The sequence below is a fragment of the Achromobacter sp. genome, from assembly GCF_032113835.1.
In the GTDB taxonomy this organism is placed as follows: Bacteria; Pseudomonadota; Gammaproteobacteria; order Burkholderiales; family Burkholderiaceae_B; genus Achromobacter.
The window spans coordinates 1-18,216 of sequence record NZ_DAMCTG010000017.1 but is presented as its reverse complement, the minus strand read 5'-3'; the positions used below and the strand labels follow the sequence as shown (position 1 = coordinate 18,216).

At 64.5% G+C, this 18,216-nt stretch carries 16 protein-coding genes and 1 tRNA gene; 3 read left to right on the top strand and 14 right to left on the bottom strand.

Annotated features, from left to right (window positions below):
* The first annotated feature begins 84 nt into the window (after window positions 1–84).
* Entirely contained in the window at window positions 85–375 is a 291-nt protein-coding gene (locus RT697_RS09065) for an MSHA biogenesis protein MshH (protein ID WP_313698272.1), read from the top strand.
* A gap of 16 nt (window positions 376–391) precedes the next feature.
* Here RT697_RS09065 and RT697_RS09060 read toward each other — a convergent pair whose 3' ends face one another.
* The 5 genes from RT697_RS09060 to RT697_RS09040 all read right to left on the bottom strand — a co-directional run bounded on the left by RT697_RS09060 (window position 392) and on the right by RT697_RS09040 (window position 6,440).
* A complete protein-coding gene (locus RT697_RS09060) occupies window positions 392–1,843 on the bottom strand; it encodes a GntP family permease (RefSeq protein ID WP_313698271.1) in 1,452 nt (483 codons plus the stop codon).
* Between the two features lie 2 nt (window positions 1,844–1,845).
* Window positions 1,846–2,829: a patatin-like phospholipase family protein gene (locus tag RT697_RS09055; RefSeq protein WP_409517418.1), complete on the bottom strand. Its 984-nt coding sequence runs from the start codon at window positions 2,827–2,829 to the stop codon at window positions 1,846–1,848.
* Between the two features lie 254 nt (window positions 2,830–3,083).
* Window positions 3,084–3,725 carry a response regulator transcription factor gene (locus tag RT697_RS09050; RefSeq protein ID WP_313698268.1) on the bottom strand — a complete coding sequence of 214 codons (642 nt, stop codon included), beginning with the start codon at window positions 3,723–3,725 and terminating at the stop codon, window positions 3,084–3,086.
* Window positions 3,722–5,551, bottom strand: a complete 1,830-nt coding sequence (locus tag RT697_RS09045) for a hybrid sensor histidine kinase/response regulator (protein ID WP_313698266.1) — start codon at window positions 5,549–5,551, stop codon at window positions 3,722–3,724. The genes RT697_RS09050 and RT697_RS09045 overlap by 4 nt, the downstream gene beginning before the upstream one ends.
* A 166-nt stretch (window positions 5,552–5,717) precedes the next feature.
* On the bottom strand, window positions 5,718–6,440 hold the full coding sequence (locus tag RT697_RS09040) for a PIG-L family deacetylase (RefSeq protein ID WP_313698265.1): 723 nt from the start codon (window positions 6,438–6,440) through the stop codon (window positions 5,718–5,720).
* Window positions 6,441–6,538: 98 nt separating this feature from the next.
* Here RT697_RS09040 and RT697_RS09035 point away from each other — a divergent pair, with 98 nt between their 5' ends.
* Window positions 6,539–7,048, top strand: coding sequence for a hypothetical protein (locus RT697_RS09035; RefSeq protein WP_313698263.1), 510 nt, complete (start codon window positions 6,539–6,541; stop codon window positions 7,046–7,048).
* Here the strand turns inward: RT697_RS09035 and RT697_RS09030 are convergent.
* From RT697_RS09030 to RT697_RS09020, 3 genes are read right to left on the bottom strand one after another with little or no spacing between them, the layout of a single operon-like run.
* Complete coding sequence (locus RT697_RS09030; RefSeq protein WP_313698261.1) at window positions 6,944–7,948, bottom strand: GTP-binding protein; 1,005 nt, start codon at window positions 7,946–7,948, stop codon at window positions 6,944–6,946. The genes RT697_RS09035 and RT697_RS09030 overlap by 105 nt on opposite strands.
* Window positions 7,941–9,530, bottom strand: a complete 1,590-nt coding sequence (locus RT697_RS09025; protein WP_313698260.1) for an amidohydrolase family protein — start codon at window positions 9,528–9,530, stop codon at window positions 7,941–7,943. The genes RT697_RS09030 and RT697_RS09025 overlap by 8 nt, the downstream gene beginning before the upstream one ends.
* Window positions 9,531–9,564: 34 nt before the next feature.
* Window positions 9,565–10,551 carry a tripartite tricarboxylate transporter substrate binding protein gene (locus RT697_RS09020; RefSeq protein WP_313698259.1) on the bottom strand — a complete coding sequence of 329 codons (987 nt, stop codon included), beginning with the start codon at window positions 10,549–10,551 and terminating at the stop codon, window positions 9,565–9,567.
* A gap of 90 nt (window positions 10,552–10,641) precedes the next feature.
* Between RT697_RS09020 and RT697_RS09015 the strand changes: the two genes are divergently transcribed.
* Entirely contained in the window at window positions 10,642–11,571 is a 930-nt protein-coding gene (locus RT697_RS09015; protein ID WP_313698258.1) for a LysR substrate-binding domain-containing protein, read from the top strand.
* Between the two features lie 202 nt (window positions 11,572–11,773).
* Here RT697_RS09015 and RT697_RS09010 read toward each other — a convergent pair.
* The 6 genes from RT697_RS09010 to RT697_RS08985 all read right to left on the bottom strand — a co-directional run.
* Window positions 11,774–11,849: transfer RNA gene (locus tag RT697_RS09010), tRNA-Lys, on the bottom strand.
* Between the two features lie 158 nt (window positions 11,850–12,007).
* A complete protein-coding gene (locus tag RT697_RS09005; protein ID WP_313698256.1) occupies window positions 12,008–12,805 on the bottom strand; it encodes a MetQ/NlpA family ABC transporter substrate-binding protein in 798 nt (265 codons plus the stop codon).
* A gap of 45 nt (window positions 12,806–12,850) precedes the next feature.
* Window positions 12,851–13,504, bottom strand: a complete 654-nt coding sequence (locus RT697_RS09000) for a methionine ABC transporter permease (RefSeq protein ID WP_056569227.1) — start codon at window positions 13,502–13,504, stop codon at window positions 12,851–12,853.
* Window positions 13,461–14,549, bottom strand: coding sequence for an ATP-binding cassette domain-containing protein (locus RT697_RS08995; protein ID WP_313698255.1), 1,089 nt, complete (start codon window positions 14,547–14,549; stop codon window positions 13,461–13,463). The genes RT697_RS09000 and RT697_RS08995 overlap by 44 nt, the downstream gene beginning before the upstream one ends.
* A 224-nt stretch (window positions 14,550–14,773) precedes the next feature.
* Entirely contained in the window at window positions 14,774–16,999 is a 2,226-nt protein-coding gene (locus tag RT697_RS08990; RefSeq protein WP_313698253.1) for a TIM-barrel domain-containing protein, read from the bottom strand.
* Between the two features lie 268 nt (window positions 17,000–17,267).
* Window positions 17,268–18,216: FAD-dependent oxidoreductase (locus RT697_RS08985; RefSeq protein ID WP_313698252.1), on the bottom strand; the 949-nt coding region annotated here is incomplete at its 5' end.

Here is an 18,216-nt window from a genome sequence, read left to right as displayed (position 1 = left end):
TGGGCGTGCGCGGCCGTTGTTCAATGACAGGCGCCGCCATCCGTGCGGCCGCCATTGTTCCCTTTCGCACCGGCCGCCCGACGCATGAACCACGCCCTCGCCTGTCTGTTTTGCCAATCGACGCTCGCGCAGGGCGCGCCGCTGCTCGAGCAGAATGGCGCGGCCATCTGCAAGACCTGTGTGGACCAGTTCGCCGTCCGCTTTGCCGACCGCGCGTGGGCGATGGCCGCCACCCCGCAAGAGCAACTGGACGTGCTGCTGGAAGAAAGCAGCCGCGCGCTGGCGCAGAGCGAAATGCTGGCCGAGCGGGCGCGGTGCTGCGGCTTCAATCTGAACGACCTGTCGGCGGCGCTGCCCGCGCGCACGCTGTCCTGACCGGCGCAGCGCCGCGTCAGAAAGAACCCAGCGCGCTGCCCAGCGCAATCACGGCGGCCAGCCCGATGATCGGCCCCACGATGCCCACCACGACGATGTTCATGTAGCCCTCCCGGTGCGTCGACCCGCACACCGCCAGCAGCGTCACTACGGCGCCGTTGTGGGGCAGGCTGTCCAGCGTGCCCGCGCCGATCACCGATACGCGGTGCATCAGCGCCGGATCGATGCCCAGCGTCTGGGCCAGCTCCATATACGTGGCCGCCAGCGATTGCAGGGCGATCGTCAAGCCGCCCGATGCCGACCCGGTCAGGGCGGCCAGCACGTTGGTCGCCACGGCCAGCGACACCAGCGGCCCGCCTTCGATCGACAGCACCCAATCGCGCACCGCTGCAAACGACGGCAGCGACGCGACTACCGCGCCGAATCCCACCAGGCTCGCGACGCTCAGCAAAGGCAGCGCCGAGGCATTCACGCCCGCGTCCATGGTGTCGCGCAGCGATGGCAGCCGCCGGAAGTTCAGCGCCACCAGCACGGCAATCGCCGCCAGCAGGGCGGTGATCACGGACCAGACGCCGCCCACCGCGGCCAGGCTGGTGCCGCCCCAACGCGGCTCGGCGAGCCACGCGGTGTCCATGCGCGGCAGGACGATCAGCGTCATGAGCAGGTTGACCAGGATCACCACCACGAGCGGCGTCGCGGCCACCAGCGTGGACGGCGCGTCGGGGCTGCGCTGGCCGTGGTGCATTTCGGCGGGATCGAACTCGCGCGCAACGGTGGCGCGCTCGCGCACCAGAACGTCCTCGGATACGTCGGCGGCCATGCCTGCGGGCGCGACATAGCCCTCGCCCGCACGCCGCGCCGAGCCTTCCGCCCGGCTCAGCCACCACAGTCCGAATCCGAGCATGATCGCGCTGGCGATGATGCCCAGTCCGGGCGCGGCGAACGGCGTGGTCGCAAAGAACGGCATGGGAATGGCATTTTGCACGGCCGGCGTGCCTGGCAACGCCGACATCGTGAACGTGGACGTGCCGAGCAGGATGGCCGCCGGCATCAGGCGCACCGGAATTCCGGCCGACCGGAACAGCGCGTGCGCCATGGGCGCCAGCACGAAAAACGCCACGAACAGGCTGACCCCGCCATAGGTCACGATGGCGCCTGCCAGCACCACCGCCAGAATCGCGCGCCGCGCGCCCAGCTTGCGCGTCATCGCGTCGGCGATCGCCGTCACGGACCCGCTGTCGGCCATCAGCTTGCCGAACAGCGCCCCCAGCAGAAACAAGGGAAAGAACTGAGCCACGAATCCGGCCGCGCCACCCATGAACGTCTGGGTCCAATGCGCCAGCAGCGGTTCACCCGCCGCGGCCGCCGTCACCATGGCCGCCGCCGGCGCCAGCAGCAGGATGCTCCAGCCGCGGTAAGCCAGCCCGATCAGCAGTATCAGTGCGAGCAGGATGCCGAAAAGTCCCATGATCAGACCTCGCCCAGCAGTTCGTCGATATCCAGCGATGACCGCTTGCCCAGGTCGTCGCCATGCTCCGCCAGAAAGCGGTCGGCGGCCTTCCTGCCCTCGTCGCGCAACATGCACAGGAACGGCCATTCGGCGTTGAGCTTGGAGGAATAGCCCAGTTCCACCATGAGCTCGGACGAGACCCGATGGATGCGCATGTCCGCCCACATCTTGCCTTCGCCGTTGCCGGGGTCGGCCACCTGGCGCAGCAGCGCGATCATGCGCAGCTCTTTCAGCAGCGATGCGTTGAACGTGACTTCGTTCAGGCGGTTCATGATCTCGCGGGCGCTGCTGGGCAGGCCGGGGCGTTCGACCGGGTTGATCTGCACCAGGATCGTGTCGTGCGACTGGCATTCCCGCACCAGCGGCGTGATCGTGGGATTGCCGCTGTAGCCGCCGTCCCAATAGGGGTCGCCGTCGATCATCACGGCCCGGAACATGGTCGGCAGGCAGGCCGAAGCCAGCAGCACGTCGGCATTCACCTCGGCATTCTTGAACACCCGGCCGCGTCCGGTGCGCGCATTGGTCGCCGTGATGAACAGATGGATGGGCGCGCGCGCCAGCTCGTCGAAGTCGATGACTTCCTGCAGGATGGCGGCCAGCGGATTGGCCGCAGCGCTCAGGTCATAGGGCGAAAACACCCGCGACGCCAGGTCGAAGGCGATGAACATGGGCGAATGATCCAGCGACCAGGAACCCATCAGGATGTCGAGCGGACTACGGCGAAAGGGGCTGAAGCGCGCGGCCTCGGACACGCGGCGCCAGAAGTCCTCGAGCGCCGCACGGGCGCCGTCGGCGCCGCCCCGGGCATGCCCCAGCACCAGCACGGCGGCATTCATGGCGCCGGCGGAGGTGCCGGAAATGCCGTCGATGCCAAGCCACGATTCTTCCAGCAGCCGGTCCAGCACGCCCCAGGTGAACGCGCCGTGCGCGCCGCCGCCCTGCAGGGCCAGGTCGATCAACAGGGGATCGCGGTCAGTCGATGACGCTTTGGATCGGGCCACGGCGGTACTCCTTGCGGGAGGCTGGGGGGTGAGCGGGCGATCAGATGACTGCGATATGAACCATGTTGCGGCGCACATACCGTTCGGCTGTTATACGCGATGCCCTTGAAAAACGGAAGACAGCGCCCCCGCGGCATCGAAACTGGCCTCGCCCCCCCCAGCGAGCGGCGCATGGGATTTTGGCCGGCCCTTTGGTCCTAGAGCGGCTTGCCGAATACGCCGCCGCGTCTTGCCACCAGCGTGGCCTGCGTACGGTTTGGCACGCCCAGCGTGCCCAGGATGGCCGACACATGCGTCTTGACGGTCTTCTCCGTCATGTTGAGCTGCTCCGAGATCTCCCTGTTGCGCAGCCCGTCGCACATCAGCCGCAACACCTCGCCCTGACGCGGCGTCAGCGCGCGCAGCAGCGCCGCCTCGTCCTGCGCCGCGCCGGCAACCCCTGAAACGGATCCGGTATGCATGGCCTGCGCCGGCGCATCCCCGATCGCCAGCAGCGCGGCCGCCAGCTCCTGACAGCTGGCGGACTTGTTCATGAATCCATGCGCCCCCGCGTCCATGGCGCGGCGCTGGTCCTCGGGATCCAGCGACGCCGACAACACCAGCACGCGCAACTGCGCCCGTCGCTGCCGCAGTCGCTTGAGCAGGTCCGCACCCGCGACGTCGGGCAGATAGAAATCCATGATGACGCTGCGGATGGCGGCGTGCCGGTCCAGCACGTCCAGCGCCTCCTGCCCGCTCGCCGCCGGGTGGATGGTCACGTCGGGCAGCGCATCTTCCAGCGCCATGACCAGCGCTTCGCGGAACATCGCATGATCGTCGATCAATAGCACCGCCGTCATTCCGCGTCTCCGGTCAGCGGGTGGACAGGGGTGGCCTGCAGCAGCCCGGCCACGCGCTCTCGCAACGCCTGGACCTGCACGGGCTTGTGCAGCAGCGGCACCCCGCGGGCGGCGGCTTCGGACAACCGGGCCGGATCCGTGTCGCCACTGACCAGCAAGGCCGGCAGGTCCGGATCGTTGTATTCCTCGCGCAGCCTTTCGATGACGTGGATGCCGGTCTCGTGGTCGCGCAGACGGTAGTCGCTGACGATGAGCGCGGGACGCTCGGCCAGCGGCAGCACGCGCTCGAGCAGCGCATTGCCGCTGCCGGCGGCGATGACGCGGCAGCCCCAGCTCTCGAACAGCATGGACAGGCCCGCCAGATTCTGCGGATCGTCATCCACCAGCAGGACCAGCTTGCCGGGCAGGCCGTCGCTGGTTGCGGCCGACGGCGGCATGGCGGGGCCCAGGTCCCGCGCAAGCGGCTCGGCCGCCGCACGGTCCGCGACAGGCACCGTCACGGCAAAGACCGTTCCACGTCCTTCCTCCGAGCGCAACGACAGTTCGTGCCCCAGCAGGCGCACCGTGCGGCGCACGATGGCCAGCCCCAGCCCGAGGCCTTTGCTGCGATCGCGTTCGGGGTTGCCCAATTGATGGAATTCCCAGAACACGCGTTCCTGCTCCAGCTTCGGGATGCCGGGGCCGTTGTCCCACACTTCAATCCGCAGTCGGCCGCCGGTGCGCCGGCATCCGATCAGCACCCGCCCGCCCGCCGTGTGCGTGATGGCGTTGCTGATCAGGTTGCGCAGGATGCGTTCAAGCAGGATGGGGTCCGACCGCACGCTGACCGCGCTGGCGCGCACCCGCACCGTGATGCCCTTCTCGCCCGCCTGGGGCGCGTACTCGGCGCGCAGGCGCTCGAGCAGCGGCTGGATGGCAAAGGCCTCGACGCGCGTCTCGATGACGCCGGCATCCAGCCGCGACAGGTTCAGCAGCGCATCGAACAACTGGCCCATCGCCGCCATCGCACTGGCGATGTTGTCGACCAGATATCGCCCATGCCGCGACAGACGCTCGTTCGTGAGCAGCCCCAGGAACAGGTTGACCGCATGCACCGGCTGGCGCAGGTCGTGGCTGGCGGCGGCCAGGAAACGGGACTTTTCCAGGTCGCTGCGTTCGGCGGCGGCCTTCTCCTGCCGCACCTGTTCCAGCAGCGCCAGGTTTTCATAGCCCAGCCGCAAAGCGTCCAGATGCGTGCGGTTCATGCGGTGGATGAACGCCAGGGTGGCGACCAGGTAGGCCAGCCCGCTGGTCACCAGCGCCAGATGGATGGCGGACGGCTGCGCCGCCAGCGCGATGAACATGGGCGCGAAGGCGGGGATTTCGAAGGCGTACATGACCGGCAGCATCATGTAATTCGAGTAGATGGCGCCGGTGCCCAGCCCGAACAGGATGACGATGAAGAAAAGCTGATATTCCAGCGGAACGATGAACGTCCAGTACGCGAACGGCAGGCCCCACAGGATGCCCGAGCACAGATTGCCGACCAGCATGCGCCGCACCCAGATCCGGGCAGCGGCCGGATCGGCGCGGCGGCGGTCGTAAAGCAGCATGGCCGCCAGGCGCAACGCGCCGACCAGCAGGGTGACGGCGATCCACAGCAGGATCTGCTGGCGAGGCAGCACGTCCAGCAACGCGAAAACCGAGAAGCACGCGGTGATCAGCGACCCGGCCAGCGCGAAGGGAAACATGCGCCGCAGCGAGTCCACCTGCACCTGACGGATGCGGGCGGCATACACGGAACCTTGCTGCGTGGAGGCGGGAGACGAGCCGATGACAGGTTGCACGGTTATGGGCGCCTGGGGATACGGCGCAACGCGGGAGGCAGGGCCGCCGGCGAGGCAGCCGGCGCAGAGGTGTCCCGATTTTAGTCGTTACACGTGACATGTAAACGGACATTACATATTCGAACCGTACAGGGACCATAGCGGGCCCGAAGCCTCGCTTTGCATTTCAATTCGTATTCGTCGTGCCGCCCGTCAACCGCCAATACGTTTCATGCACCGCCAGCTCCAAGGCCGTGCTTTCCAAGCCCTTGAGTTGCGAGGCGTAGGCCGCGATGGCGCGCGCCTTGCTTGCCGCATCCACCGCCAGACGAACTGGGGTGGCCGTCACGCCCCGAGCATGCAATTGCGCCAATCGGGCCTGCACGACGCCAGGCCGGTCGCAATGCGGTACATCCTCGTAACCAAACCACGCCACGCCGGGCAGCGCGTCGCGGATCATCAGGGCAGCGTCGCTGACGCGCTCGTGGTCGCAATGGAAGACGCCCAGCGGCATCACCACACTCGCGGGCGCCAGGCCCGCCAGCACGTGGAAGAGGCGTTCGGTGATCGGCGGCGCGTCCTGATCCGCCGTCGCGGTGTACTGACAGTCCAGAAAGCCGAGCGCCCGCCCCGCCGCACCCACGATGGCAAGCGCCTCCCTGTCTTCGGCCAGCCGGCACGTCATCGCGGCGTCGGCGCTGTCGAACCCGCATCGGCGGTCCCAGTCGGTCAGCGGGTGCTGCATGGGCGCCCGCGCCGTAAACACCGTCACGACCGTACTGCCCGGCCGCGCGGCCAGCAGGCCCGCGCAACTCAGGACGGCGTCGTCCAGATGGGGCGATATCACGACAAGGGGGGATGACGGCAATGACGGATCGTCAGCCAGGTTTTGCGCTTGCGCGAGGTCCATCGGGTGTCTTCGATCCGCAGGGGATCGCGGTGAATGGCAACCCTGGCATTTAGCAAGCACCGTGCCGGGCAGCATCAGCGCGGCGCCAGCTCGCGAGAATGCAAAAAACAGAAGGGCCGCTTCCCCGTTCCGCCGGCGGACTCCTTGTCCTGCTGCTGGTTGCGTTTGTCGGTTTCCTGGCCGCGATGGGCCAGAGCAAGCTGGAGCAGCCAAGCAGCAACGTCTACGACGAATTGGTTTCACCGGGACGTTATGTGGTGTGCGAGCCGGACCTGCGCCCGTTCATCGCGCTGACCCGCGGACAAGCTGCCCGCCGTTGGAGCCAGGCGCGCCAGCGCCGTCATCCTCGTCGAGTGGCTTGCGCGGCGCACCTATCAGTTGCTGCTGCGCCGGGCGATTTTGGAACCAGCCTGAGCGACGACGAGCTGCAGGGATTTCTGTTTTCGCGCGCCGTGCCGGAAGCAGAAATTACAAAATATCTGCAAAAGGCGTGTTCAGCACGCCTAGCCACCCGGCGGGGCGTCGACACAGGCGCCGATCGTGATCCCGAACTGAGCGTTGAACAGATCTTCGTCGTAGTTCTCCAGAATGAACACCAGTCGACTTGAAGTCAGCTGCAAACCCTCAACGATCGTCGGCCTGCTGAAGCGATACCCGACACTCTGAAGCAGCACCGCCGAAGACGCGCCTTCGATCCTCAACAGAAACTTGGTTCTGAGGAGGTGGTCGGAGCAGTACGCTACCAGGTCGTCCAGACCAGCCGAAAACCGATCCCAATCCAGCGCCGCATCCAACTGCCGACAGACGACCCGGACATTCGAGTGCGGTGTGGGGTCTGGCTTGATGAACAATAATTCGTGGAAGTTCTCGCGAGTCAGGCTGCGCGAGCGTGAGAAAGCCAGTGGCAGCAGCTTGTCACGCCCGAATTCAAGGACCAGCTCAGCGAGCGGATTGATCGCCTTCACCAAATCAAAAGCGTGCTGCGCCTCCAAGGCGGAAACTCGGTCCAACTTCGTGAAGATAATGCGCTGCGCGCAGGCCAATTGAGCTCGACCGGGCGCATCATCGGCCAACATTTCCGGTCCGGCTTCGCTGTCGAATGTACAGACGATCTGGACGTTCAAGCCATACTGCATCAATTCAGGCGTCAGCAGCGACGCGACCACCGCCGTAGGCCGCGCCAAGCCGCTGGTTTCAATGATGACCGCCCGCAGCGCTGTGCCATCCCGCTCGAACTTCGCCTCTATCAGCGTCGCGATCGTGCTGACCAGATCGTCCTGCATCGAGCAGCACAGGCACCCTGATGGCAAGATCGTAATGGGTTGATCCTTGGCCTGGTTCATCACCAGCGCGCCATCGATGTCGAGCTCACCAACCTCGTTGATGATCAGTCCCACGTCGGCAGCGGGGTAAGCCTTCAGCCAATCAGTCAGTAACGTGGTCTTGCCGCTACCCAACCTGCCGGATAGCACGGTGATGTCCAATGAGGGTGCGTTTGGATTACTCATGATCGAAGCTTTGCTTGACCATTTCCCTCACATCGGCAAGCAAGGCTTCCGTATCGTAAAGCACCCCGCCCTTGATGGTCGTTTCCAGACTGCGGAGCCATTCCACCTGCCCAGTATCGTCGTTCAAGCGCATGGCTCCCGTACCGTACATAAGCTTGGTGTCGGCCAGCGGATTATGTTTGTGGATCAACAGGTCGGCGCGCTTGCCGATTTCGATCGAGCCGACCTCGTCGTCCATCCCTAGCAAGGCCGCGCTGTCGATGGTCGCCGCCTTCCAGACTTCCAGCGTGTTGAATCCGGCTTCCTGCAGCAGCTCCAGTTCTCGAATCAGCCCGAAGCCGTAAATCTGATAGATGAAGCCGGAATCGCTGCCGGCGCACACGCGACCGCCCAGATTCTTATAGTCATTCACGAATCGCATCCACACGCTGTAATTGCGCTTCCATTCGACCTCGTTGGTCGTGCTCCAGCGATACCAGTACGATCCGTGTCCGCCTCGCTGCGGTTGAAAGTACTTCCAGATGGTGCTCCAGGTGTAGTCCTTGTGCCAATCAGCTTGTCGGGCTCGCATGACGTCGCGATTGGCATCGTAGATGTTGAACGTCGGCACAAACGTATGCCCCAGACGCAGAAACTCTTCCAGCGTATCGTTCCATTTGTTTGAACCTGGCTCCGCAGCCTGCAGGAATTGCTGCCCCGCTACGGAAAAGCGGTGGTACTCGTCATAGAAGTTGTAGTCGGCGGGAAAATCCTGAAGCACGCTGTTCGTGTACATGGATTCTGGGATGCCGTAATAGTGCTCGGTGCTGGTCAGGCCCCATCGTGCCGTCTTCAGCGAATTCATTCTGCTGACGGCCATCTGTGCGTGATGGCATCCCGCGCGCAAGCCGACCTTGGCCGCCTCATCGAGCGCCGCCTCCATCATCGCAGGCGGTGCGCCGAAAAATTTGATCCCCGCCGCGCCGCGTTCTTTGATTGCGTTGACCCACCGCCGCGCCTGGTCAGGTGTGTGCAGACTCTTGAAGCGGTCCGCCATGGCTGGGAAATACGCGTAAAGGGTCATATTCGGGGCGGCGATCTGCCCGCCGTCCGCCAGCTTCTGCTGTTCCAGAGTCCAGCTCAGACCATTCAGCAGCCCCATCTCGCGAATGGTGGTCACACCATGAGCAAGCCAAAGTTTGTAAATATAGTCGGAAGGCGGCGAGCCGCCCGTCATGTTGTGATATGGCGTGCCAATGTGCGCATGCGCGTCAACCAGGCCTGGCGTGATGTACTTACCGGAACAGTCGATCTCGACGTCACCTGCCGCAGGTCGCCGACCGGGCTTGATAGGAAGCCCCGGCGTACCGACGTTGAATATCCCGGTGATCCTGCCGTCTTCAATGACGATATCCGCCGGCCCCCATGGCGGCGCGCCGGTGCCATCCAGCACGGTCGCTCCGCGCAAAACGAGGCGCGCATAGGGGCCGTCGCCGCGGTCCCTTGCTACTGCCGCCACCGGTGGCGCCCAGCCCTTTGATGCGCTCACATGCATCATCTCGTCGCCAGCCAGCACATTGTCGAAAATCAGTTGAGTTGCCATGTTCAGTCCGTGTCAGCGTCTAGATGGGCTTGATCTACTTAACTTCGTTGGCAATGCCCAACTCGGTAATCAGCGGTCCCCAAACCTTTGCATCGCGTTGCGCCCAGGCCAGCACGTCCGTCGGTTGTGACGGCAGAGGCTCCATTTTCAGCTCGCGAAGCCTTGCCGCGATCTCTGGGTCAGCGAAAAATTTCTGCGTCGCGTCGTTAAGCTTCACGCGGATGCGTTCGGGCGTATTTTTGGGCGCAACCATGCCATACCAGCCGGGCAAGGGAAAATCCTTCAGCCCCACATCGGCGATTGTCGGCACGTCCGGCAAGTCGGCCTCCTGCTTGTTTCCAAGAATGACCAGCGCGTTGACCTTTCCTGCCTTTGCCTGCACTGCAGCGGTGTTCAATACGTCAAACATCACATCTGTCTGCGCGCCCACGACGCTATTTAAACCAGCGGTAGAGCCGTTGTACGGAATGTGTGTCATGGATAGGTCCAACCGCTTGGACAACATGGCCATCGCAAGATGCGTCGAGTTGCCGTTACCGGCGGTGGCATAGGTGAGCTTTCCGGGGTTCGCTTGGCCGTACGCAACGAACTTGCCGAAATCCGTCAGACCAGAAGCCTTGCTTGAAACGAGCATCAGCGGCGTGTTTGCCAACAAGGCGACCCCGTCGAAGTCATTGAGAACGTCATAGGGCAGGTTTTTATACATGGACGCATTGAATGCAAGCTGCGAAACGCCAGCTACCAGAAGCGTGTATCCATCGTTCTTTTGCTGCTTGACGTAGCTTGCGGCGATGACGCCGTTGGCGCCTGGACGGTTTTCCACGATGACATTGCCACCGATTTCCTTGCTGACCCACGAGGCCCAGAGCCGACCGACGATGTCAGTGCCACCGCCGGGAGCTTGAGGGATGACGACTTTAATTGGCCGGTCCGGATAGGTGCTGGGATCCGCGAGGGCTTGATGCGAGAAGCCGCCTACGGCCGAAACGATGAGCAGGACATTTGCCAGCTTTTTCTTCACTCTATTCCCCTGTTGTCGAGTGATGAATTATTCCGTGCGCAGTTATAAAATTCTAATGAAATAAACTTGGCTTTCCATAAGTATTTCCTCATGTACTGGCAGATTGAAGGTATCTCCTGGGCGAAACGGCTCAAGTTGCGTCACCTGGAAATTTTCTTGCTTCTGGACCACACCGGCAGCATTACGGCAGCCGCGCAGACGCTGCATTTGACGCAACCGGCCGTGTCGCACTGGTTGGCTGATCTCGAAGAAGTTGTGGGTCTGAAACTCTTCGTGCGGGGCCGCAAACTGCGGCTGACACCAACTGGCCTGATCTTTCGCAACTATGCGATGCGCACAGTCGGCGACGTCCGCCGTACCGACAGCGAGTTCAAAGCATTGAAAGCAGGTTCCTCTGGACGGTTGAGCATCGGCGCCATTGTTTCGGCAGCAATGTTGTTCCTGCCTCGCTCCATCGAAACCTTTCGGCAGGCTCATCCGGGTGTCCAGATCCTAGTGAGCGAGGGGCCGTTCGACTTGCTCGTCGAACACCTGAAACGTCGCGAAGTGGATCTGGTGCTTGGCCCATTGGACAGTCGGGCGCTCGCAACGCCTTTTTCCACGGCACTTTTAAACCGGGATTCGATTGTCATCGTCGCCAGGGCTGGCCATCTCATCCACCAGTCGAAGCCTGCATGGACCAAGATCGCGAACTACACCTGGATTCTTCCGCCGCATGGCACGCTGACCAGAGCAACCTTCGAGCAATCTGTGCTTCAGAAAAAATTGGAGCCGCCGATGCCCGCAATCGAGACCGCCTCGTTGCTGACTCAGCAGGCCTTACTTCAGGAATCCGATCACTTGGGCCTGCTCACTCGCTCGATGGCGGAGTATTACGTTAGCCTGGGCTTGGTGAAGATCGTCCCGCTGGCACTAGTCAGCAATGCCGTCCCCCTTGGCTTGCTGTGGGATGACGCGCAGATCGATCAGGCTGCTCGGGGGTTCATCGAACTGCTAAAAAGTCCGGACACACCCGCGTAGCGGATGCGTCTGAAGTTTCTGTTCAGGGGCCGCGGATTCGCAAAGGTGCGATGTACCAGGTCTGTGCAGCATCGAAAGTCCCGTAGCTTTCCGGCAAAGGCCAGTTTTTGCTCGGACGCCGCGTCCCCTACGGACGAAAAAAAAGCACCGCGATCGCTCGCAAGTGCTTGATTCTCTTCTGCCTTCGTGAAAAGGCAGGGGGTGGTGGGTTGTGCGAGACTCGAACTCGCGACCAACGGATTAAAAGTCCGCTGCTCTACCGACTGAGCTAACAACCCGACCGAAGCCCGAAATTATGGCGGATTTCGAGGGGCTTGTCAAAAAATGACCGTTGGTCGCGTTGCAGGGGGCGACCCGCCTGCCTCACACCGATGCAATCTTCCAAAAAGAACGGCCGCTCGCGGCGGCCGTCTTCAAAACGCATCCCGCTCCCAAATTACCAGGCAGCGACCACGGCGCCCTTGAACTTGGTCTGGATGAATTCCTTCACCGCCGCGCTGTGATAGATCGAGACCAGCTTGGCGAACTCGGGACGGTCCTTGTCCTTTTCACGCACGACCAGCACGTTGGCGTACGGCGAATCGGGCGATTCCTGGGCGATGGCGTCCTTGGTCGGGTTCAGACCTGCTTCCAGCGCGAAGTTGGTGTTCACGGCCGAGGCGTCGGTGTCGTCCAGCGAACGCGGCAGCTGGGCGGCGTCCAGTTCGATGAAGCGCAGCTTCTTGGGGTTTTCGATCACGTCGATCGGCGTGGCCTTCAGGCCCGCTTCCGGACGCAGCTTGATCAGGCCATTGGCCTGCAGCAGCAGCAGCGCGCGGCCGCCGTTGGTCGGGTCGTTCGGCAGCGCGATGCGGGCGCCTTCCTTCAGTTCGGACAGCGACTTGATCTTCTTGCTGTAGATGCCGATCGGGAAGATCACGGTCTTGGCGATGCTGACCAGCTTGTAGCCGCGGTCGGCGTTGGCGTTGTCCAGGTAGGGCTGGTGCTGGTAGCTGTTCAGATCCAGGTCGCCCGCGGCGAGCGCCACGTTGGGCTGCACGTAGTCCGAGAACTCGATGACCTGCAGGTTCAGTCCCTGCTTGGCGGCTTCGGCCTTGACCACATCAAAGATCTGGGCGTGCGGGCCGGCGGTGACGCCAACCTTCAGGGGCTTGTCCTGAGCCAGCGCGGGCTGGGCGAAAACGGCGGCGCCCAACGCGAACGCGGCCAGCGACTTCAAAACCTTGATGCTCATGTTGCGATATCCCGATATGACGGAAGTAGGAAAAAACAAAGTGGATCAGCGATGCGACATGCGGCGCACGAAGCGGTCGCCCAGGCTCTGGATGGCCTGCACCAGAACGATCAGCACGATCACGACCGCGGCCATGACGTCCGACTGGAAGCGCTGGTAGCCGTAGCGGATCGCCAGGTCGCCCAGCCCGCCGCCGCCGATGGCGCCGGCCATGGCCGAGTAGCCGATCAGGCTGACAACGGTGACGATGGTCGCCGCGATGAGGCCCGGCAGGGCTTCGGGCAGCAGCACCTTCATGATGATCTGCATGGGCGATGCGCCCATCGCGCGCGCCGCGGTGACCAGACCCGGATCGACTTCGCGCATGGCGTTTTCGGCGATGCGGGCCATGAACGGAATCGCGGCCACGGACAAGGGCACGATGGCGGCGGTGGTGCCGATGGAGGTCTGCGCCACCAACCGCGTGAACGGGATGATCGCGACCATCAGGATCACGAACGGCACGGAACGGGTCGCGTTGATGATGGCGCCCAGCACGTGATTCACGGGCTGGTTCTCGAGCATGTTGCCGCGCGCGGTCACCGTCAGCGTCACGCCGAGCGGAATCCCGATGATCACCGCGATGGCGCTGGCCACGCCCACCATCAGCAGGGTGTCAAGCAGCGACGTAATAAGCAGGTCGATCAGTTGCGGACTCATGAGCTATTTCTTCAACGGTAATGTCACGGGCGTTCAAGGCGGCGATGCCGTCCTTGAGCGCGACGGGCGCGCCTTGGGCCAGCACGAACATCGTGCCCACGGCCACGCCCTGGATGTCTTCGACGCGCGCCTGAACCAGGCCCACGTCCAGCGCGAACTGCTTGGTCAGGTCGGACAGGAAGGCGCCCGATGCGTCGGTGCCGGTCAGCGACAGGCGCAGCAGACGCACGGCCTGGCCCGGCTTGGCGGCGGTGAGCGCCCGGATGCGTTCCTTGACGGCGGCCAGCGTGGCGTCGGTCAGTTCCGACGCGGTGGCGGCCGACACCATGTTGCGCGTCACGTCGTGGCGCGGCTGGGCGAACACTTCGCGCGTGCTGCCCACTTCAACGACCTCGCCCTGCGACAGCACGGCGACGCGATCGCAGACCTCGCGCACGACTTCCATCTGGTGCGTGATCATGACCACGGTCACGCCGGTCTTGCGGTTGATGTCGCGCAGCAGCGCCAGGATGTTGTGCGTGGTTTCCGGGTCCAGCGCGGACGTGGCTTCGTCGCTCAGCAAGACGTCCGGATTGTTGGCCAGCGCCCGGGCGATGCCGACGCGCTGCTTTTGGCCGCCGCTGATCTGGCTGGGGTAACGGTCGCGCAGATGCTCCAGGCCAACCAGCGCCAAGAGGCGCTCGACGCGTGCCGGAATCTCGGCCTTGGCCACGCCCGCGATTTCCAGCGGCAGGGCAACGTTGCCGTACACCGTGCGGCGCGACAGCAGGTTGAACCCCTGGAACACCATGCCGATACGGCGGCGCTGTTCACGCAGTTGCGCTTCGTTGAGGCCCGTCAGGGCCTGGCCGCCGATGGAAATTTTGCCTTGGTTGGGACGTTCCAGCAGGTTGATGCACTGGACCAGCGTGCTTTTACCGGCCCCGCTGGGGCCGATGATGCCGAAGACCTCGCCCTGCTCGATGTGCAGGTTGATGCCCCGCAGCGCCTGGAATTCTCCGTGCGGCGTGGCATAGGTCTTGGATAGGTTCTCGATGTGAATCATGGCAAGCGATTTTGTATCTTTTCTCTTCTAAAGAGAACGACCGTTTTTTCCATTTTTAATAACTGCAAGTAATATAAGTTGCCGGCGCGGCCCCGCTGCGCATCTCAACGGACGCGCAAGTGCCCCGACAACGGCGATCCGGCAAAGACACAAAGGGCAGCCGGGAAGGAAAGCCTTCCTGACTGCCCTTTTCTATTGGCGGCCGACGAGCGGCCGATCCGGGTTCAGCGAGCGCGCGAAATGCGGACTTCCGCGCCGCGGCGCTTCACTTCCAGGCCTTCGGACGGCGAAATCCGCAGCCCTTCCAGACCCTTGATGTAGCTCGAGCCCTGCATCTGCATCACGCGGATCTTGTTGCGCATGACGACCGGGTTATGCACCGGCATGCCGAACATCCAGACCTCGTCCAGGATCCGGGCCGAGTTGAACTCGCCCGTATGCTGTGCGGCGGGTCCGAGACAGAGCATGTGACCCTCGCGGCCGAACACCGGGAACTGCCCCAGCTCGCAATCGATGGTCCAGGTGGTGCCGCCTTCGTAGCGATGGCCGGTGTTCAGATCCCACCACGCCTCGCCCTTGGGCAGATAGACACGCACCTGATTGCCCGGTTCGGTGATCGGCGCGACCAGCAGGGCCGGACCCAGCAGGTATTGCAGATCCCATTCATGGGCGTGCGGATCGTTCGGGAACGACAGCGCCATGGAGCGCTGCACCGGCAGGCCGGTGCGGGCCGAGTCCTCGATGGCGCCCAGCACATAGGGCACCAGGCGGTAACGCCACTGCATCCAGGTCTTGGCGTGGGACAGGGTTTCGTCGCCGAAATCCCAGGGCATCAGCCCTTCCACACCCTGGAAGGCGAAGTTGGCCGAGAACACGCCGGCGGTCAGCCAGCGCAGGTAGAGCTCGGACGTCATGCCCGAACGGTCGCGCGAGGCGGACCCGATGTTGTGCACCTGGACGGGCACGCCGCTGGAACCGATCGACAGCGACGTGCGCAGCGTGTGGCGCAGGCCTTCCCAGGTGTTGTCGACCTGGGGACCCACCTGCCACGGCAGGCGCTGGGCCGCCGGGAAGAGGTCGGCGCTGGGCACCACGCCTTCGGGCGGCACCTTCAGTCCGGCCACCGCGTCGAACAGCGCGCGGCGAACCAGCAAGGGGTACATGGAGCGCAGGGCCGGGCCGGTCTCGCCGTTGCGGGCGGTCACGCCATCGGGGATGGCGATCTGCGCGTCGCACGCAGGCGCGTCCAGGCCGTCTTCCACCAGTTGGCGGTGGCGTTCGACCCACAGGTTGTAGATGTCGCGGTAGGTCAGGTCCAGCAGGCCGTAAGGCTGGCCGGACGTGGCGGCATTGCCGTCGAACACCTGGGCGGCGCCGTCGTCCTTGGTTAGCAGCCAGCCGCGGTCTTCCAGCTCTTCGAAGAGCGGACTGGTCTTGATGACGCCCGGAAAGCCGGAGGCCGCCACATGCACGTTGTGCTTGTGAAAGAGCGCCAGCATCTGCTTGGCGTCGGGAAAGCGCTGGGCGTCCCATTCGAAAACCGTCTTGTCCGCCTGAAAGCCCCAAGCGACCGGCTGGGCCAGCGTCACGGCATCGACGGGAATCTGGTTTTCGCGCATGCGCGCCACCAGCGCCACCGTCTGCGTCGGCATTTCGCCCGCGGCCTGCTGCAGCCACGCGCCCATTGCCCACAGGACGGGCTGGCCGGCGCGGCCGGTCAGCGCGGTGTACTGATTCAGGATTTCGGCGGGTTCGCCGGCAAAGAGGAACAGGTCGAGCACCGCGTCGTCGACGGTCAGCACATAGGCCGAATCCGCGGGCGCGACGCCCACCGAATGCTCGACGCGGCGCATCGTGTTGGCGTAGACGCCCCAACCGCGCGGGCTCCATGCCAGCGGCAGCGCACGGTGCTCGGGGTCGTCGGAGACCACCGATTCCTCGCGGCGGTTCAGGTCCCCGGGCGTTTCGCCCAGGCCGAACACCCGCTCGTCGGCGCCGAGCGTGAAGCCGGCCGTCCAGACGGCGTCGTCAGCCTGGTCCAGCGCGTTGTGCCCGAATGCGGGCGTATGCGCGGAAACCTCGGACTCGAAGACGCGGTCTTCGTTGCGGTACAGGGCGACCCGCACGGGGTTGGTCTGAATCTCCAGGGCAACGTCGCCCTGGGTGATTCGCCAACCGTCCCCGCCTTCGCGGGGCGCAATGGTCGCTTCGCCCACCGCCTCTTGGCGCGCGAGCAGCATTTCGGCCACGGCGCGCACGCGCGCGCCGGGCTTGTCATCATTGAAGTGGTTCGCCTCGCCGCAGCGCAGGCGAAAAACTCCAGGCGCATGCGCCTCGACTACCAGGTGCAACCCATCGCCCGCGTCGAAATCGATGCGACTGGGGCGGGACGTCAGCAGCTCGACATTATCGAGCTGGGTAGTATGGGCAAAGTCGAACTTGGGCGGCACAGAGCATCCCCCGGCTTAAGCCAAAAACCATCAAAAGACGCTATTTTGACGGATTTGAGCTTTGAAATAAACTCGATCCCTCTTTTGGACGATTAATTCATCCAAAAAAGGGGCATGAAGCCCTTGGCCTGCGCCAGGCGCGCAGACGCCGCCGAGTCGCCGAATTGCTGTCCCGAAAGGTCAATTGCGGCCTATTGGCGCCAAATTCCGGCAATTCTTACAATTCTACGCCAGCCGGGCACGGCGTCCGGCCCGCATTAAATTTTTTTCATCGCGGTGAAACAAGCTGGGCCAGATCGGCCTCCAGCGGCAGCGGTTCGGCCATCAGGCGGGCCGCAATCAGGTCGCCCATCAGCGCCGACCACGACAACCCCCGCGACGCATAGCCTGCGGCCAGCCACAGGCCGGGCGCATGCGGCAGTTCGCCGACCGCCGGCAAACGGCCCGGCAGAACGGCACGCCACCCGGCCCACCCGGGCAGGCTGCCCGGCACCAGCGCGTCAAATGCCGGAAAGCGGCCATCCAGCAGTCCGGCGGCCTTGCCCAGCGTGACGCCCTGCCCTTCGGCGCCCACCACGGCCTCGGCGGCGCCGTGGACATAGGTGCTGCCCACGACGCAGCCCACGCCGATGTCCGGCAACAGATACCCTTCGCCCCCCACGATGCACTGCGGGCCGCCATCCAGCACGGCGGCGGGAATCAGGGTGACCTCACCGGCCAGCGCATGCATCTGGGCGACGCGCGGCAGCGGGTCCAACAGGCCGCTGGCCGCCAGCACCTCGCGCGAACCGGCGGCATTGGCCAGGATCACGGTGTCGGCCCGGGCCAGCTCCGCCCCCGACGCGTCCAGCACGCGCCACCCCTGGCCCGCGGGCGCCACCCGCTCGGCGCGGCCGGGGATCACCACCGCGCCGGACGCGGACAGCAGCGCGTCGATCAGCAGCCCCGGCTGCACCAGCATCCCTTGCGAAAAGAACACGCCGCCGCGCGCCACCGGTAGTCCAGCCAACGCGCTGGCCTCTTCCCGGGTCACCTGGCGCACCCAGTCCGCCGGAAACGCCAGGGCTTCCAGGGTGCCGGCCAGCGCCGCCGACCGGCCCGCGTCGCGCTCGACCTGGACCGTGCCGCAAACCCGGGGCGCCGCGCCACCCGGCAGGCCCTGCCAGCGCGCCAGCGCCCGTTCGCTGCCCGCGCGCGACAGCCGCGCCCGCGCGTTG

Excerpts from the sequence above, each read along its gene's own strand:
- RT697_RS09040 (WP_313698265.1), bottom strand. The coding sequence starts at position 6,440 with ATGGACCTCGCGCAAGCGCAAAACCTGGCTGACGATCCGTCATTGCCG.
- RT697_RS09015 (WP_313698258.1), top strand. The coding sequence starts at position 10,642 with ATGTACTGGCAGATTGAAGGTATCTCCTGGGCGAAACGGCTCAAGTTG.
- RT697_RS09030 (WP_313698261.1), bottom strand. The coding sequence starts at position 7,948 with ATGAGTAATCCAAACGCACCCTCATTGGACATCACCGTGCTATCCGGC.
- RT697_RS09035 (WP_313698263.1), top strand. The coding sequence starts at position 6,539 with ATGCAAAAAACAGAAGGGCCGCTTCCCCGTTCCGCCGGCGGACTCCTT.
- RT697_RS09065 (WP_313698272.1), top strand. The coding sequence starts at position 85 with ATGAACCACGCCCTCGCCTGTCTGTTTTGCCAATCGACGCTCGCGCAG.
- RT697_RS09005 (WP_313698256.1), bottom strand. The coding sequence starts at position 12,805 with ATGAGCATCAAGGTTTTGAAGTCGCTGGCCGCGTTCGCGTTGGGCGCC.
- RT697_RS09050 (WP_313698268.1), bottom strand. The coding sequence starts at position 3,725 with ATGACGGCGGTGCTATTGATCGACGATCATGCGATGTTCCGCGAAGCG.
- RT697_RS09000 (WP_056569227.1), bottom strand. The coding sequence starts at position 13,504 with ATGAGTCCGCAACTGATCGACCTGCTTATTACGTCGCTGCTTGACACC.
- RT697_RS08995 (WP_313698255.1), bottom strand. The coding sequence starts at position 14,549 with ATGATTCACATCGAGAACCTATCCAAGACCTATGCCACGCCGCACGGA.
- RT697_RS09025 (WP_313698260.1), bottom strand. The coding sequence starts at position 9,530 with ATGGCAACTCAACTGATTTTCGACAATGTGCTGGCTGGCGACGAGATG.
- RT697_RS09060 (WP_313698271.1), bottom strand. The coding sequence starts at position 1,843 with ATGGGACTTTTCGGCATCCTGCTCGCACTGATACTGCTGATCGGGCTG.